Source organism: Actinoplanes sandaracinus (genome assembly GCF_030009775.1).
Lineage (GTDB): Bacteria > Actinomycetota > Actinomycetes > Mycobacteriales > Micromonosporaceae > Actinoplanes > Actinoplanes sandaracinus.
This window is the reverse complement of record NZ_JASCTH010000002.1, coordinates 199,048-214,100: the sequence shown is the minus strand read 5'-3', so window position 1 is coordinate 214,100 and position 15,053 is coordinate 199,048. Positions and strand designations below refer to the sequence as shown.

Annotated in this window: 14 protein-coding genes; 7 read left to right on the top strand and 7 right to left on the bottom strand. The window is 70.2% G+C overall.

Annotation, left to right across the window (positions count from 1 at the left end; genetic code table 11):
* Positions 1-60 precede the first annotated feature (60 nt).
* On the bottom strand, positions 61-516 hold the full coding sequence (locus QLQ12_RS03610; RefSeq protein ID WP_282757080.1) for a hypothetical protein: 456 nt from the start codon (positions 514-516) through the stop codon (positions 61-63).
* Positions 517-635: 119 nt separating this feature from the next.
* Here QLQ12_RS03610 and QLQ12_RS03605 point away from each other — a divergent pair, with 119 nt between their 5' ends.
* On the top strand, positions 636-1,730 hold the full coding sequence (locus tag QLQ12_RS03605) for a D-alanine--D-alanine ligase family protein (RefSeq protein ID WP_282757079.1): 1,095 nt from the start codon (positions 636-638) through the stop codon (positions 1,728-1,730).
* A 3-nt stretch (positions 1,731-1,733) separates the two neighbouring features.
* Here QLQ12_RS03605 and QLQ12_RS03600 read toward each other — a convergent pair whose 3' ends face one another.
* Both QLQ12_RS03600 and QLQ12_RS03595 read right to left on the bottom strand, forming a co-directional pair.
* Positions 1,734-2,360 (bottom strand): DUF3515 domain-containing protein, encoded by a 627-nt coding sequence (locus QLQ12_RS03600; RefSeq protein ID WP_282757078.1) that lies wholly within the window; start codon positions 2,358-2,360, stop codon positions 1,734-1,736.
* A gap of 1 nt (position 2,361) precedes the next feature.
* A complete protein-coding gene (locus QLQ12_RS03595) occupies positions 2,362-2,595 on the bottom strand; it encodes an Lrp/AsnC ligand binding domain-containing protein (protein ID WP_282757338.1) in 234 nt (77 codons plus the stop codon).
* Positions 2,596-2,694: 99 nt separating this feature from the next.
* Between QLQ12_RS03595 and QLQ12_RS03590 the strand changes: the two genes are divergently transcribed.
* Both QLQ12_RS03590 and QLQ12_RS03585 read left to right on the top strand, forming a co-directional pair.
* Positions 2,695-3,633 (top strand): thiamine-phosphate kinase, encoded by a 939-nt coding sequence (locus tag QLQ12_RS03590; RefSeq protein WP_282757077.1) that lies wholly within the window; start codon positions 2,695-2,697, stop codon positions 3,631-3,633.
* 306 nt (positions 3,634-3,939) lie between these two features.
* Entirely contained in the window at positions 3,940-4,398 is a 459-nt protein-coding gene (locus QLQ12_RS03585) for a GNAT family N-acetyltransferase (RefSeq protein ID WP_282757076.1), read from the top strand.
* Positions 4,399-5,730: 1,332 nt separating this feature from the next.
* Here QLQ12_RS03585 and QLQ12_RS03580 read toward each other — a convergent pair.
* Positions 5,731-6,594, bottom strand: a complete 864-nt coding sequence (locus QLQ12_RS03580) for a hypothetical protein (protein ID WP_282757075.1) — start codon at positions 6,592-6,594, stop codon at positions 5,731-5,733.
* A gap of 51 nt (positions 6,595-6,645) precedes the next feature.
* On the opposite strand from QLQ12_RS03580, the gene QLQ12_RS03575 reads away from it, so the two are divergent.
* Positions 6,646-6,843, top strand: a complete 198-nt coding sequence (locus QLQ12_RS03575) for a hypothetical protein (RefSeq protein ID WP_282757074.1) — start codon at positions 6,646-6,648, stop codon at positions 6,841-6,843.
* Between the two features lie 692 nt (positions 6,844-7,535).
* Here the strand turns inward: QLQ12_RS03575 and rpmB are convergent.
* A complete protein-coding gene (gene rpmB, locus QLQ12_RS03570; RefSeq protein ID WP_026207002.1) occupies positions 7,536-7,727 on the bottom strand; it encodes a 50S ribosomal protein L28 in 192 nt (63 codons plus the stop codon).
* A gap of 160 nt (positions 7,728-7,887) precedes the next feature.
* On the opposite strand from rpmB, the gene QLQ12_RS03565 reads away from it, so the two are divergent.
* The 3 genes from QLQ12_RS03565 to QLQ12_RS03555 are packed head-to-tail and all read left to right on the top strand — an operon-like array spanning position 7,888 to position 12,478.
* Positions 7,888-9,969: a DAK2 domain-containing protein gene (locus tag QLQ12_RS03565; protein WP_282757073.1), complete on the top strand. Its 2,082-nt coding sequence runs from the start codon at positions 7,888-7,890 to the stop codon at positions 9,967-9,969.
* Positions 9,966-12,149, top strand: coding sequence for an ATP-dependent DNA helicase RecG (gene recG, locus QLQ12_RS03560; RefSeq protein WP_282757072.1), 2,184 nt, complete (start codon positions 9,966-9,968; stop codon positions 12,147-12,149). Before QLQ12_RS03565 ends, recG begins: the two co-directional genes overlap by 4 nt.
* A complete protein-coding gene (locus tag QLQ12_RS03555) occupies positions 12,146-12,478 on the top strand; it encodes a DUF952 domain-containing protein (RefSeq protein ID WP_282757071.1) in 333 nt (110 codons plus the stop codon). The genes recG and QLQ12_RS03555 overlap by 4 nt, the downstream gene beginning before the upstream one ends.
* 3 nt (positions 12,479-12,481) lie before the next feature.
* Here QLQ12_RS03555 and QLQ12_RS03550 read toward each other — a convergent pair whose 3' ends face one another.
* Both QLQ12_RS03550 and QLQ12_RS03545 read right to left on the bottom strand, forming a co-directional pair.
* Positions 12,482-13,783 carry a hypothetical protein gene (locus QLQ12_RS03550; RefSeq protein WP_282757070.1) on the bottom strand — a complete coding sequence of 434 codons (1,302 nt, stop codon included), beginning with the start codon at positions 13,781-13,783 and terminating at the stop codon, positions 12,482-12,484.
* A gap of 95 nt (positions 13,784-13,878) precedes the next feature.
* Positions 13,879-14,796, bottom strand: coding sequence for an LPXTG cell wall anchor domain-containing protein (locus QLQ12_RS03545; protein ID WP_282757069.1), 918 nt, complete (start codon positions 14,794-14,796; stop codon positions 13,879-13,881).
* Positions 14,797-15,053: the final 257 nt, after the last annotated feature.

Here is a 15,053-nt window from a genome sequence, read left to right as displayed (position 1 = left end):
GGGACGGTCCGGCTTCGCTCGGGCGGGGTGGCCGTACCGTCGCATGGGTTTGATCTGGGGTCAGCCGTGTGTGGCGACGAAGTCGTAGAGCCAGTCGGGGGCGATGTCAGCGGGCGAGCCGGTGCGGCGGAGCGCCTCGCCGGGGCGGATGCCGAGCAGGGCGAGCGTCATCGTGGCCAGGAGCGTGGAGCGGCCGTTGTCGGCCGCCGACTGGGTGACCACGAAGCGGCCCGCGCGGACCTCACGGGCGAGCCGGACGGCGAGGGCCACCACCTGGTTCGCCTCCTGCCGCGTCTCGGTGGCCGACGGCGGCGACGACCTGGCCGGCGCGGGGAACGGCACCACCTCGATGCCGGCGGTGTCCGGGCCGGACTCGGCCGAGGAGACCAGCACCTGCACGCCGGCTCTGGCGAGCGCGCCCAGTTCCTGCGGCGACCACGGCTCGTCCCGGGGATGAGCCATCGTCGCCAACTGCCCTGGCCCCGGGCCGGCGATCACGTGGAGTGCTGGAGCCATGGACGCTTCGTCCTCCCTGCCTTGGACACTCTTCAGGGTCGCCGCCACGAATCCCATATTCGGCTTACGCAGAGTAGGGTCACCCCCGGTATGCCCGCTAGCTGGAAGGCGCGAGAAGAGTGACGTCCCCCCGCAAGACCCGCGTCGCGATCGTGTTCGGCGGTCGCAGCACTGAGCACGCCATTTCCTGCGTCAGTGCCGGTGCGATCCTGGCTGCGCTGGACCCCGGTCAGTACGAGGTGGTCCCCGTCGGAATCACCCGTGAGGGGCGGTGGGTCCTCGCATCGGGTGACACCGAAGAGCTCGCGATCAGCGAGCGGAGACTGCCGGAGATCACGGCCGAGTCGGGCAACGGGCTGGTGCTCGCGGCCGACCCGACGGCCGCCGAGCTGATCGTGCGGGACCCTGCCGAGGGTGTCTCCGAGCTGGCCGGTGTGGACGTGGTGTTCCCGGTGCTGCACGGCGCCTACGGCGAGGACGGCACGATCCAGGGGATGCTGGAGATGGCCGGTATCCCGTACGTGGGCGCCAACGTGTTCGCCTCGGCGGCGGCCATGGACAAGGAGTTCACCAAGAAGCTGGCGGCGGCCGAGGGGATTCCGGTCGGGCCGTACGCGGTGCTGCGCGCCGGCGTCTCGCTCTCCGAGGCCGACAAAGAGCGCCTCGGGCTGCCGGTCTTCGTCAAGCCGTCGCGGGCCGGGTCGTCCCTCGGCATCAGCAAGGTCACCGACTGGGCCGACCTGGACGCGGCCATCGCGGCCGCCCGGGAGATCGACCCGAAGGTGCTGGTCGAGGCCGCGCTCGTGGGCCGCGAGATCGAGTGCGGGGTGCTCGAGGCGGAGTCCGGTGGCACGCCGGAGGCGTCGCTGCTCTCCGAGGTCCACATGGACGACGTCGAGTGGTTCGACTTCGAGACGAAGTACCTGACCGGCAGCCGGTTCACGATCCCCGCCGAGCTCTCGCCGGAGCTGACCCGGAAGATCCAGGAATACTCGCTGCGGACCTTCACGGCGCTGGACTGCGCCGGCCTGGCCCGGGTCGACTTCTTCGTGACCGAGGCCGGCGAGGTCTTCCTCAACGAGATCAACACCATGCCGGGGATGACGCCGCACTCGATGTTCCCGCGGATGTGGGCGGCCACCGGCCTGGAGTACCCCAAGGTGGTGGACCGGCTGATCCGGACGGCGCTCAGCCGCGGCACCGGCCTGCACTAGGCGTCACTCGCAGCCGCTGGGCATGGTGCCGGCGGCCTTCGACTTGACCGTCTTCACGATCGTGTCGGAGAACTCGTTGGCCCATTGGGCCGGGTTCTCGTAGGACGCCGGCACGGTCACCCGCACCGGGACCTCGCGGTCCATCGTGGTGATGGTGGCCGCGCCGTCGCCGGGTGCGCCGTACCAGCAGACGTTGTTCATGATCAGGAGCTCGGTCTCCAGCGGGACGCAGCCGGGCGTGGTGTCGCCGGGAACCTCGCACATCACCGGCGCGGCGACCCCGCACTGGACCGTGACCGGCGGTTCGCCGTAGGCGGCGTTCTGCTCCGGGCCCGAACTCACCTTGCGGCCCGGTAGATCGCGGATCTTGGCCGGCAACTGGGACGTCACGGCGAGACAGACCTGAGCGGCTCTCTCGTCGAGCGGGGGCGCCTCCATCACGACCGGCGTGCTGGGGACTGGTCCTGCCGCTTTTTCGGTTTTATCCGAATTGTCTGGCTTTATGGTGAGGAAGGCGACGGCACCCACGATCAAAGTCACCGGCACGGCCACCGCGGTCGCCCACAGAGCGGCGATCCGCTTCGTCCGGTCCGGTGCTTCTTCGATCTTGGGAGTGTCGAGGTCCACCATGTCAGAGGTTTACCACGGAGCAGGTGAGCGTCCGCGTGATGCCTGGCACGTACTGGACCTTGCTCACAATCAGGCCGCCCAACTCGTCCACGGTGTGCGCCTGGGTCAGCACCACCACGTCATAAGGGCCGGTCACCGCGTCGACCCGCACCACTCCCGATATCTTCTCGATCGCTGCGGCCACGTCACGGGCCTTACCGACCTCGGTTTGAATGAGGATGTATGCCTGGACCACGATCGACTCCAATCCGCCACCGTGTCGGTGATCCCCGGTCGTTGAAACTACCGTACGAAGCGACCCGGCAGCGGGACGCCACCATCGAAGGACTTAGACGTGAGCATCGCAGAAGCCGGTGAATTCGGTCTGATCGGCCGAATCGTCTCCCGGCTCGGCTCCGGATCAGCGACCCTGCTCGGCCCCGGCGACGACGCCGCCGTGGTCAGGGCACCCGACGGACGGGTCGTCGCGTCCACCGACGTGCTCGTCGAAGGACGGCACTTCCGCCGCGACTGGTGCGGCGCCGCCGACGTCGGCCACCGCGCCGCCGCCGCCAACCTGGCCGACATCGCCGCCATGGGAGCCGTGCCGACCGCCCTGCTCGTAGCGCTGTGCCTGCCCACCGGACTCGAGGCCACCTGGGCCGAAGGCCTCGCCGACGGGCTCACCGACGAAGCCGGCCTCGTCGGCGCCACCGTCGTCGGCGGCGACACCTCGTCCAGCCCGACACTCACCATCGCGGTCACCGCCCTCGGCGACCTGCGCGGGGCGGCGCCGGTCCGGCGCGACGGGGCCCAGCCCGGCGACATCGTCGCCCTCAACGGACGGATCGGGTACGCGGCCGCCGGCCTCACCGTGCTCTCCCGCGGATTCCGGACGCCGAAACTGCTCGTCGAGGCGTACCGGCGGCCCGCCGTCCCCTACGCCGCCGGCCCCGAAGCCGCCCGGCTCGGCGCCACCTCGATGATCGACGTGTCCGACGGGCTGCTCCAGGACCTCGGGCACATCGCCGATGCCAGCGTCGTCGGCATCGACGTGCGGCGGGACGCCTTCGAGCTGCCGGACCAGATGCGGGACGCGGCCAAGGCGCTCGGCGTCGACCCGTACCAGTGGCTCCTCGCCGGCGGCGACGACCACCCGCTCGCGGCGACTTTCCCGGCCGGCGTTCCGCTGCCGACGGGGTGGCGGGTGATCGGCTCAGTGCATGACGGGTCCGGGGTCACGGTCGACCGCAAGCCTTGGACCGGTGGTCTGGGCTGGGACCACTTCCGCTAACCACCTGGTCGCCCGGGTTTCGCCGCCCGCCGCCCGCCGCCCGCCGGTTCTCCGCCGCCGGGCGTCGCTGCCCGCGTCGGCCGGCCGGTACCCGGCGTTTGACGTCCGCCGTCTCCTGGCGCCCGTGGCCCGCCTCTCGGTCGGTTTCCCTGTGTGCGCCCGCCTGGGCTGTCGCCTCTTGGCCGCCTACCGTTGCCGCCCGTCTCCCGCCATTCGCCGGCGGTCGTGCCGTCTGATGCTGTCGTCTTCGTCTCCCGACCGCCTTCGTCTGCCGCGGGGATCGGTGGCCGTGGTTACTCTTGCTTCGTGCACGACTTCAAGATCAACTCCGTGGGCTTCGACGATCCCGCGGTCCAGCTTCTCGTCGCCGAGAACCTGCGCGACCTCTCCGAGCGATATGGGGGGACCGGCGACGACACCCCGATCGCCGCGAGCGACTTCGCCCCGCCGAACGGAGACTTCCTCGTCGCCGTCGACGGTGACGAGCTGATCGCCAGCGCCGGCTGGCGCCGTCACGGCGACGACGCCGAACTCAAGCGCATGTTCACCACCAAGGCGGCACGCGGGCGCGGCGTGGCCCGCCGCATGCTCACCGCCATCGAGGAGTCAGCGGCGGCGGCCGGCTGCAAGCGAGTGATCCTGGAAACCGGCGACCGCCAGCCGGAGGCGATAGCCCTCTACGAGTCGGCGGGTTACGTGCGCATCGAGGACTTCGGCTATTACAAGGGCCACCCCGACGTCCTCTCGTACGCCAAGCCTCTCTAACTCTCTGGCGGCCTCTCTGGCGGCCGGATACGGACGGCCGCCGGTACTTCCGGTATCTGGCTCTCACCAGCACACCCCGTCTCGACGGCCGGCCTTGGCCATGTGCTGGCCGCGGGCCTCCCCCCTGTCGCGGTAGTGGCCTCAGGAGATGTGCTGGTCGTGAGCTCGTGTCCTGTGCCGGCTCTCGGCCCTGGCGACGTGCTGGCCGCAGTCCTCACCCTGCCTCGACAGCCCGCTCTAGCCATGTGTCGGCCGCGAACCCACCTCGCGCCCGCAGCCGGCCCTCACCATGGGTTAGCTAGCCGTCAGCTCTCGCCCTGTGCCGTTGCGGTGAGACGGGCCCGTGCTCGGCTGCCGGCCTGACCCGATGCCCGGCTCGACCGATTCCTGATGGCTAGAGCGCTTCCGGGATAGGGGTCACTGCTCGCACCGCCATTGGTCAAGGGCTGCGGTGCCGCCTAGGGGCCTTGCCTCCGATGGTCGGTGACATCGCCTTGGAGATCTTGGTGCACTACCCACCGGATGCGGGTGTTGACGCTTCAAGATCACTGGGGGTGGGGAGAGCTGGACGAATCTTGATGCGTTGGCAGCCGGATCCGGTGGTTAGCGCATCACGATTGCGAAGGTCTGGCTCGATAGCGGCGTCTGTAGATGAGGGTCTGGCTCGTGGGCGTCGTTTGAGGATGGCGGTCATGTGGGAACGGGCGTGGGCCTGCGTCGCTTGTTTGTCGCCGGCTCTTCCGTCGGTGCTCTGCCGGGCTTCTTCGTCGGCGCTTAGGCGGGCTTCTTCGTCGGCACCCAGGCGGGCTGCTCTGTCGGCGCTCGGCCGGGTTGCCTCTCCTGGACTTTCTCTGGGCGGAAGGCGGGGTCACGTCCGCTGGCGTGGTGTTAGAGGCGGAGGTTGCTGCTCGCGAGCGGATGCGGGCCTTGTAGATCTTGGTGCGGTGGCCACCGGTTGCGGTGGTTAATGCTTCAAGGTCGCTGGGGACGTGGCGGGCAACCGAGATGTTGATGCCCTCACTGCGGGCAGAGGGGGGCAGCGCTCCATGATCACCGTGGGCCGTGGGCCGTGGGCCGTGGGCCGTGGGCCGTGGGCTGTGGGCTGGGGGCCGTGGGCTGGGGGCTGGGGGCCGTGAAGCGTGGGCTGTGAGGCGTGGGATCGGGGCCGTGGGCTGGGGGCGGGGTCTTGCGGGGGTCTGGTGGAAGAGTGGCGATCGTTCAGTGAGGGTGGTGGAGGGCTGCCCTCAGCTGGACGAGAACCTCGTCTGGGCGGTGGCGGACCGCCCAGGCAGGGAAGCGGAGAACTCGATCACCGGGAATCCACAGGGAGTTCTACCGATGCATGTCGGCCCACCACTGCTGAACGTCCATGTGATGGCCGCCGTCGATCTCGACGTGCAGGCGTTGATCCGGGAAGTAGGCGTCCAGGTAGTTCTGTCTGCCGTTCCGGTCGCGGCGCGGGTGCTGGAGCACAGGCGCCGGCAGGCCGGCCCGCCGGCACAGGGCGAGGAAGTCGGCTTCGGGAAGCGAGTGCGCGCCTTCTGCCGAGCATGCGATGGCTTCCGTGATCGTTCGGCGATGGCGTAGTCGGGGCATCGCCGCCAGCATGGACCGCATGCCGTCGGCGCGGACGAGGCGCTGCTGGAAGCCGGCCGCCACGATCGCCCAGGCCCGGCGTTCCGAAGGCTGCCACTGTGCCGCGTCGAGGAGCGAACGGGCCGGTGAGGTGGCCGGCAACCGCCCGCCGGGATTCAGGTCGGCGGGACGAAGCAGCGTCGTCCGGTGAACGATCACACCGTCCGGCGCGTGCCTCACGGTCGTCCGAGCCGGGAGCAGCACATGGATCTCCTCGGATCCCAGGCCGCCGACGCCGGCTTCTCGGCCGCTGATGTCGGCTCCCGGGCTCCGGGCGCCGGTTCGCGGGCTGTGGATGTCGGCTCGCGGGCTGTGGGTGCCGGTTCGCGGGCTGTGGGTGCCGGTTCTCGGGCTGTGGATGTCGGCTCCCCGGCTGCTGGCGTCGCGGAAGCCCAGAGTTTCGAGTGCGGACAGCCCGGCGAGGTGGGCGGTATGCCCGGCGACTGTCCCCAGGATCGCGATCCAGCGCGCCTCACGTCGCCCGAGCGGGCCCGTATGGGTGACGTAGACGCCGCGGTGTGGTGCCTGCCAGCGACCGGAGGACAAACGTCGTTCGACCATTCGGACGGTGAGATGGCGTAGCGCCTGGACGCGGGTGAGGATCCCATCCTGGTGGTGAAGCAGTTCCCTCAGCGCGGGGTGGTCGTCGGCTCGCATGGCGGAAATGCTTCAGGGACTGCGGCCGCCGGGCGAACGGATACCCGGCATCCTGTGGATAACCGGCCGGTCGCCATCGGCTTCGCCAGCACGGGGATAGCCGAGGATGGCATTCGCGCTGCTCGCGAGAAGAATGCCAACATCTACGCGTGATGCGGCCACGGACGATCAACCGTGTGGCTACCCGACGATCGAGGCGCGGCTACGGGCGATCGAGGGCGGGGTTACAGGGGGCCAAGGGCGCGTCCGGACGGATAAAGGTGCCGTTGCGAGCGGTTGAGGGCGCGTCCGGGCCGCCGAGAGCGCGGTTGGAGGCGGCCGAGGGCGCGTTCGGGCGGCTGACGGCGCGGTTGGAGGCGGCCGAGGGCGTGTCTGGGCGGCTGAGGGTGCCGTTGGGTTGGCGCGGGGTGCCGAGGGCGGCTCCCCGAGACGCTCAGGGTGCGGTTGCGGGGCGGCTGACGGCGCGCGGCCGGAGGTGAGGTTGGCGCCCTGAGGGCACCGCATGCGGGCGGCCGGGGGTGCAGCTGAGGGTGCCGGGTGGTGTTGCGGGTGATGGTGCGGTTGCTGGGGACTGGGCTTCGGCGTTGTGGATGGGGGTCCGCTGATGGCGGGGTGGGCTCGGATGGCTGAACGCCGCGAACCAGGCCGGAACAGCGAGGATCCACCTCGGGAACAGCGAGGATCCACCTCGGGAACAGCGAGGATCCACCTCGGGAACAGCGAGGATCCACCTCGGGAACAGCGAGGATCCACCTCGGGAACAGCGAGGATCCACCTCGGGAACAGCGAAAAGCCGCCGAACCAGTGGGTTCGGCGGCTTTCGTTACAGCCTGGAAAGGCTCAGGTCAGGCGCGGACGACCTTGCCGGCCTTGATGCACGAGGTGCAGACCTTGAGCTTCTTGGTAGTCCCGCCACCGGCCGGAGTGCGCACCGACTGGATGTTCGGATTCCAGCGGCGGTTGGTCCGCCGGTGCGAGTGGGACACGTTGTGGCCGAAGCCCGGCCCCTTGCCACAGACGTCGCACACGCTAGCCACGGGATACTCCTGGGTTTGATACGAAACTGAAGGCGCCCAGGGAAATGAACATCGCCCAGGCAACCCGGCGAGCTTACCCGATCCGGGGGCTGGACAGCCAATCGCCCCCGGTCAGGGCGCGCACCCAGCGATTGTCGGGGGCGGTTAGTACGATTTTCGCGTGCTGGAGACCCTCGATGCCGCCGCGGTACGCCGCTGGTGTGATGGTGGGCTCGAGGCGCTCCGGGCTCACCAGCGTGAGATCGACGACCTGAACGTCTACCCGGTGCCCGACGGCGACACCGGCACCAACCTCGTCCTCACCCTGACCGCCGCACATGAGGCTCTGGCGTCCACCGAGACGCTCGATCCCACCGGGGCGCACGGGCCACCGGGCTCGACCGGAGTGGCCGGGCTCATGCGGCGGATGGCGCGGGGAGCGCTGCTCGGGGCGCGGGGCAACTCCGGCGTCATCGTCTCCCAGATTCTGCGGGGGATGGCCGACACCTTCACCGGCACGGTCGCGGTGCGGGGCATCGAGCTGGCCCGGGCGTTGCGGACGGCGACTGACGCCGCCTACGCGGCTGTGGCACGGCCGGTCGAGGGCACCGTGCTGTCGGTCGTGGCGGCCGCCGCCGAGGGAGCCGGCCGGATCAAGTCCGACGATCTGCTCATCGTTGCCCGGGCGGCCGCGCGGGCCGCCACCGAAGCCCTGGCCCGCACCCCGCAGCAGTTGCCGATTCTCGCTCAGGCGGGCGTGGTCGACGCCGGTGGCCGCGGTCTCTGCCTTCTACTCGACGCCCTGGTCCGAGCGGTCGCCGACGGCTCCGGCGAGGGACCCGGCGTCGGCGAGCGATCCGGCGACGGCGAGCGATCCGGCTCCGGCGAGGGACCCGGCGTCGGCGAGCGATCCGGCTCCGGCGAGGGAAACGGCGACGCGAGCGCCGACACCACAAGCAATGGCAGTGCGGACGACGGCAGCGCGGACGGTGCGCGCGGTGGCGATGCGAGCGGTGGGGGCAGCGGCAGTGTGCGCGGCGGCGTTGGTGGCGGCAGCGCGGGCGGCAGCAATGCCGCCGGAGGCACCGCACGGAGGGCCACGGCCGGCGGCCTAGTGCCGAGGCGCTCTGAAAGCAGCGCTACGGCCGATGACGGCCGGCCCGAATCCCAGCGGCCCAGCTGGCCGGGAGACAGGCGTGCGGCGGACGGCAGGCCGCAAGAGCTCTGGGCGGCGGGCGATCAGCGCGCGCCCGGCGGCCACGCGCCCGATGGCGGCTATGCGGGCGCCGGGCAGGCGGGCGGCGGGCATACGGGCGCTGGGCACGCAGGCGGCGGGCATGTGGGGGGCGGTGGCGAGGATGGGTGTGCCGGCTTCGGGTATGAGGTCCAGTACCTCCTGGACGCCACCGACGAGGCCGTCGAAAGGCTGCGGACCGTCCTGGACGGCCTCGGCGACTCACTGGTCATCGTCGGTTCAGGCGACGGCGACCCTCCGACCTGGAATGTCCACGTGCACGTCACCGAGATCGGCCCGGCTGTCGAGGCCGGAATAGCGGCCGGTCGCCCGTACCGGATAAGTGTCACCCCGCTGGAAGAGCGGCGCGGTGGAAGCGACAGCCGCGGCGCCGTGGTCGTCGCCGCCGGCGACGGGCTGACGGCGTTGTTCGAGGCGGAGGGCGTCGTGGTCGTCGACCGCAACCCGTCGACCGCGGAGATGCTGGCGGCCGTGCACGCGACCTGCGCCCGGTCGGTGGTGTTGCTGCCCAATGACGCCAATACGCATGCGGTCGCCGTCTCCGCGGCGCGCGAGGCGGAGACCACGGGGGTACGGGTGAGCGTCGTCCCCACCAGATCCCCGGTGCAGGCGCTGGCGGCTCTGGCGGTACGCGACGCGCAGCGGCCGTTCGCCGACGACGTGATCGCGATGGCCGAGGCCGCCGGCGCCTGCCGGTACGGCGAGGTCTGCACCGCCCAGCGGGACGCTTTCACGGTCGCCGGCCAGTGCCGGGCCGGTGACCTGCTGGGTCTGGTCGACGGCGAGGTGCACGTGATCGGCTCGGACCTGGCCGAGGTGAGCCGCCGCCTGCTGGACCGGATGCTCGGCGGCGGCGGCGAGCTGGTGACGCTGGTGCTCGGGGCGGGCGTCCCCTCGGGCTTCGAAGCGGATCTGCGCGGCCATGTGCACCGCACCTGGCCTTTCATCGAGCTGGAGTGCTACGCGGGCGGCCAGCCCCGCTACCACCTGTTGGCAGGAGTCGAATGACCACGACCGACACCCCGTTGACCAAGGTGCTGGGGGCGAAGACCGCCAAGGCCTTGGAGCAGCATCTCGACCTGAACACCGCCGGTGACCTGATCTATCACTTCCCGCGCCGTTACGACGAGCGTGGCGAGCACACCGACCTGCGCAGCCTGGAGGTGGACGAGCAGGTCACCGTGCTGGCGCAGGTGCAGGGCATCAGTGTGAAACCGATGCGGCAGCGGCGCGGCAACATGCTTGAGGTGACCATCGGCGACGGTTCGGGCGCGACGCTGACCTGCACGTTCTTCAATCAGGCCTGGCGTGAGCGGGAACTGCGCAAGGGTGTGTGGGGGCTGTTCGCCGGCAAGGTGACCGAGTTCCGTGGCAAGCGCCAGCTTAACGGCCCGGCCTATCAGCTGCTCAGCGCGGACGCGACGAAGGACGATGCGGCCGCCGAGATCGAGGAGTTCGCGGGGGCGCTGATCCCGGTCTATCCGGCTGCCCAGGCGGTGCCGACCTGGGTGATCGCCAAGTGTGTGCGGACGCTGCTGGACACCTTTCAGCCGCCGGACGATCCGATGCCGGCCGAGGTGCGGGCGAAACGGAACCTGTGCGGCATCGGGACGGCCCTGCGGGAGATCCACCGGCCGAGTTCCGACGCCGCGCTCTACTCCGCGAAACACCGGCTGAAGTGGGACGAGGCTTTCGCCGTACAGCTGACGCTCGCGCAACGCCGGGCACGGGCGGCGGCGGCGCCCGGGACCGCCCGGCCGCGAGCGGAGGACGGGCTGTTGTCGAAGTTCGACGCGGGTCTTCCCTATGAGCTGACCGAAGGTCAGCGACAGGTGGGCGAGGAGATCGCCGCCGACCTGACCCGGCCGCACCCGATGCACCGGTTGCTGCAGGGCGAGGTCGGCTCCGGCAAGACCCTCGTTTCGGTACGCGCGATGTTGCAGGTGGTCGACGCCGGGGGGCAGGCCGCCCTGCTGGCGCCGACGGAGGTTCTGGCGACCCAGCACTTCCGCGGCATCAGCGCCCAGCTGGGGGCGCTCGGCCGGGCCGGTGAGCTGGACGGCGATCCGGGCGGCACGCAGTTGGCCCTGGTCACCGGCTCGCTGGGGGCGGTGGCCCGGCGTGCGGCGCTGGCCAGGGTCGCCGACGGGACCGCCGGCATCGTCGTGGGCACGCACGCCCTGCTGTACGAGGGGGTCGACTTCAAGGATCTGGGTCTGGTGGTCGTCGACGAGCAGCACCGGTTCGGCGTGGAGCAGCGGGACGCTCTGCGTGCCAAGGCGTCCCGGCCACCGCACGTGCTGGTGATGACGGCGACGCCGATCCCGCGCACGGTGGCGATGACGGTCTACGGCGACCTGGAGACGTCGATCCTGTCGCAGTTGCCGCGCGGTCGTTCGCCGATCGCCTCGCATGTGATCCCGGCGCTGGACAAACCGGCTTATCTGGACCGCGCCTGGGTGCGGATCAAGGAGGAGGTGCGGGCCGGCCATCAGGCGTACGTGGTGTGCCCGCGGATCGGCGAGGGCCCGGAGGACGAGGAGACCCCGCCGAAGGACGACGAGCCGGCCCGCCGCCCGCCGCTGGCCGTCACGGAGGTGCTGCCGCTGCTGCGTGACGACTATCTGAAGGGCCTGCGCATCGGGATGCTGCACGGCAAGATGCCGCCGGACGAGAAGGACACGGTGATGCGCCGGTTCGCCGCCGGCGACGTGGACGTGCTGGTGGCGACCACGGTGATCGAGGTGGGGGTGGACGTGCCCAATGCGACGGTGATGCTGATCCTCGACGCCGACCGGTTCGGGGTGTCGCAGCTGCATCAGTTGCGCGGCCGGGTGGGCCGGGGTTCCGCGCCGGGCGTCTGCCTGCTGCACACCGAGTCGGTGGAGGGCTCGGCGGCCCGTGAGCGGCTGGACGCGGTCGCCTCCACCACGGACGGTTTCAAACTCTCCGAGATCGACCTGGAGCAGCGCCGGGAGGGCGACGTGCTGGGCGCGTCGCAGTCTGGCAAGCACTCGCACCTGCGGTTGTTGTCGCTGCTCCGCGACGAGAAGCTGATCAAGGAGGCCCGGGCGGAGGCGTCCGAGCTGGTCGGCGACGACCCCGACCTGTCCCGTCACCCCGCGCTGGCGGCCTCGGTCGCCGCGCTGGTGGACGAGGATCGCGCCGAATATCTGGAGAAGGGTTGATTCTGCACATCTGCCCGCGCGACGCGTGGGCCACGATCGTCGCCGACGGCTTCCTGGAGGCCGACGGCTTCATCCACTGTTCCCCGGCGGACTGGGTGCACGTGGTGGCGAACCGCGTCTTCCGGGGCCGCGACGACCTGGTCCTGCTGGAGATCGACGAGACCGGGCTGCCGGTGGTCTGGGAGGACGGCGACCCTCCGGAACCGGACGGCCGGCAGTTCCCGCACCTCTACGGCCGCCTGCCGGTGAGCGCGGTGGTGGCCGTCCACGATTACCCCCCACGCGAAGACGGGTCCTTCCCCGAGTGGGGAAGGACCCGTCAACAGTGATCATCAGGCGGTGAAGTTCACCTTACGGCGACGCGCCAGGATGTAGAGCACGGCGCCCGCGACGAGCAGCAGGAACGCGCCACCGGCGACACCGGCGGCGGCCGAGCCGGTCAGCGGCAGCTCGCCGTCGCCGTCGCCGCCACCGTCACCGGCGACCGGGGTGGTCGCGACCGGGCTGGTGCTGGTCGACACCGTCCCGGACGGGGTGGCCGACGGCTTGTCGGCGCTCGGCGAGGTGGTCGGCTTGGTGGTGGCCGGGGTGGAGCAGTTCGCCGGCTTGGTCCAGGTGACCGCGCCGTTCAGCACGTCGAGGCCACCGGAGACGGCGACCTTGAGGTTCTCGGCGGCCGCGAAGGTGACGGTCTTGGTCTCGCCCGGCTGGGCGGTGATCGTCTGCGCCGCACCCTTGTTCGGGGTGAAGGTGGCGGTCACGACCGCGCCGTTCTGCGGGTTCTTCACCGTGAAGGTGAGGCCGTCACAGTTGCTGGTCACCGTGCCGGTGGGCTTGCCGACCTCGGGAACCTGGCAGTCCGCGGGCTTGGTCCAGTCGCCGCTCCACAGCACGGTCGAGCCGGACTTGACCACGATGTTCTTGGCGTTGGCCTTCGGCACGGTGACCGTGACGGGGGTCGCGCTGGCCTTCAGCTCCTCGGTCTTGGAGAACCCGCCGTCGGCGGTGATGAGGAACTTCTCGCTGTGGCTGCTGCGGTTGGTCAGCGTCAGCTGCACGTTGCCGTCACAGTCGGGCAGCGCCACGGCGGCCGGCTTCGACACGCAGGTGCCCTGGCCGCCGTTGTACCAGGCGTACTTCGGGTTGTCCTTGGCCGGGGTGGAACGAGAGCCCTCGTTCTTGTCGCTGCCGACCTTGCGGTCGTTGTAGAACTCGCCGCCCTCGGTCAGCGGGTTGAGGATCTTGTCGCCGAAGACGAAGTCGACCTGGGTGAAGCACTGCGGAACCTCGACCTTGAAGTCCAGCTTGCTCTCGGTGAGCTTCTGCGATCCGGTCGGCGCGGTGAACTTCTTCACCGAGGTGTCCAGCACGTACTGCGGGAGGGCGAACTTCGCCGACGGCGCGGTGTAGGAGACCAGAGCGAACGACTGCTCCAGGCCGGCGCAGAGCGGGCCGTTGGTCAACGTGATGCCGGCGGTGCCGGCCGGGCCGTTGAAGGTGTGCTCGTACCTGGCGTTCTCAAGGGTGGTGCAGGCTTCACCGGTGGCGCTCGCCGGGGAGGAGAACCCGACGAGGCCGGTCAGGCCGACCAGCGCGGCGGCCACCACGGCCGCAGCGCGGGGGAACATCTTCATTCGTGCTCCAACATGAGGGGAATGGGCGGGGGCACGCCGACTCGAGATCGGCGCGCCCCCGGTTGTTGCTGTTTTCAGTGGTGCTGAAGCCCTTGTCAGGCGGTGAACTTCACCTTGCGGCGGCGAGCCAGGAAGAACAGCGCGCCACCCACGGCGAGCAGGCCGGCGGCGCCGGCGGCGACACCACCGGCGGCGGCGCCGGTGACGGGCAGGCCGCCACCCTCGCCGTTGTCGCAGTTGTCGGGCTGCTCGAACGGAACCTTGGCGGACTCGGTGTAGGTCTTGCCCTTGTAGACGACGGTGAAGGTCACGTCGACGGAGAAGCCCTCGGTGGCGCTGAAGGTCGCGGCGTCCTTCTTGCCCGGCTCGATGACGAGCTGGCGCACCTCACCCTTGCTGGTCTTGAAGTCGAGGGTGAACTTGCTGTCGTTCTTGGTGTTGTCGACACCGATCGTGATGGTGTCGCAGGTGAGCTCGAAGATCGGCTCAGCCGGAACCTCTTCGGGGATGGTCACCGGAGGAACCGGGGTGCTGGCGCTCGCCGACGGCGAGGCCGGGGCGGACGGCGAGGACGAGGTGCTGGGCTTGTCCTCGGGCTTCTTGCACTCACCCACGAGCGGGACGGTGTCGCCCTTGGTGGCCGTCTTCCCGTTGTCCCACTCGGCCGAGATCGTGAGCGTGGCGCTCTTCTCGGTGGCGGCCACCCGCTGCTTGCCGACGACGGTCTCGCCGCTGGCCATCCACTCGTTGATCGCGAACTTCGGCCCGTCGATCTTGCCGGTCGGCGACAGCGTGACCGCGGTCCACTTGACCTTCTGGTTGGGCGACCCGTCGCCGACGGCCTTGACGGTCCAGTCCACGACCCACTCGCCGGCGACGCAGGTGGACTTGCCGGAAACCTCGTTGTGGTGGGCCAGCGCCGGGGAGGCGAAGGCCACGGTGCCGGCGATGCCGATCAGCGAACCGGCGACGAGGACTGTCGCTCTGCGGAGCGGGGACTTGGACACGTTCACGCCATCTCCTGGTGTAACGGGGGTCAGGAAGGGTGCGCGCGAGGAGTTCGCAGAGGATCGCCGGTGGACGGCACGAGGCCTGCGCTTGACGCCTCCCCGCGTCATTCGGTGCGGGAGGATAGAACGCCCCCGCAACGTCGCCCGACCCTAGCCACTTCCGGAGATCAAAGAAACGTCTCAGCCGCAGCTAATGCTCTTGTTGTCAATCTGAGATCTTCGCTACACCGAACGGCATCGGGTGGTCGCCCGCCGTGCCT

Coding starts and splice junctions, on each gene's coding strand:
- QLQ12_RS03610 (WP_282757080.1), bottom strand. CDS start 516: ATGGCTCCAGCACTCCACGTGATCGCCGGCCCGGGGCCAGGGCAGTTG.
- QLQ12_RS03600 (WP_282757078.1), bottom strand. CDS start 2,360: ATGGTGGACCTCGACACTCCCAAGATCGAAGAAGCACCGGACCGGACG.
- QLQ12_RS03580 (WP_282757075.1), bottom strand. CDS start 6,594: ATGGTCGAACGACGTTTGTCCTCCGGTCGCTGGCAGGCACCACACCGC.
- recG (WP_282757072.1), top strand. CDS start 9,966: ATGACCACGACCGACACCCCGTTGACCAAGGTGCTGGGGGCGAAGACC.
- QLQ12_RS03550 (WP_282757070.1), bottom strand. CDS start 13,783: ATGAAGATGTTCCCCCGCGCTGCGGCCGTGGTGGCCGCCGCGCTGGTC.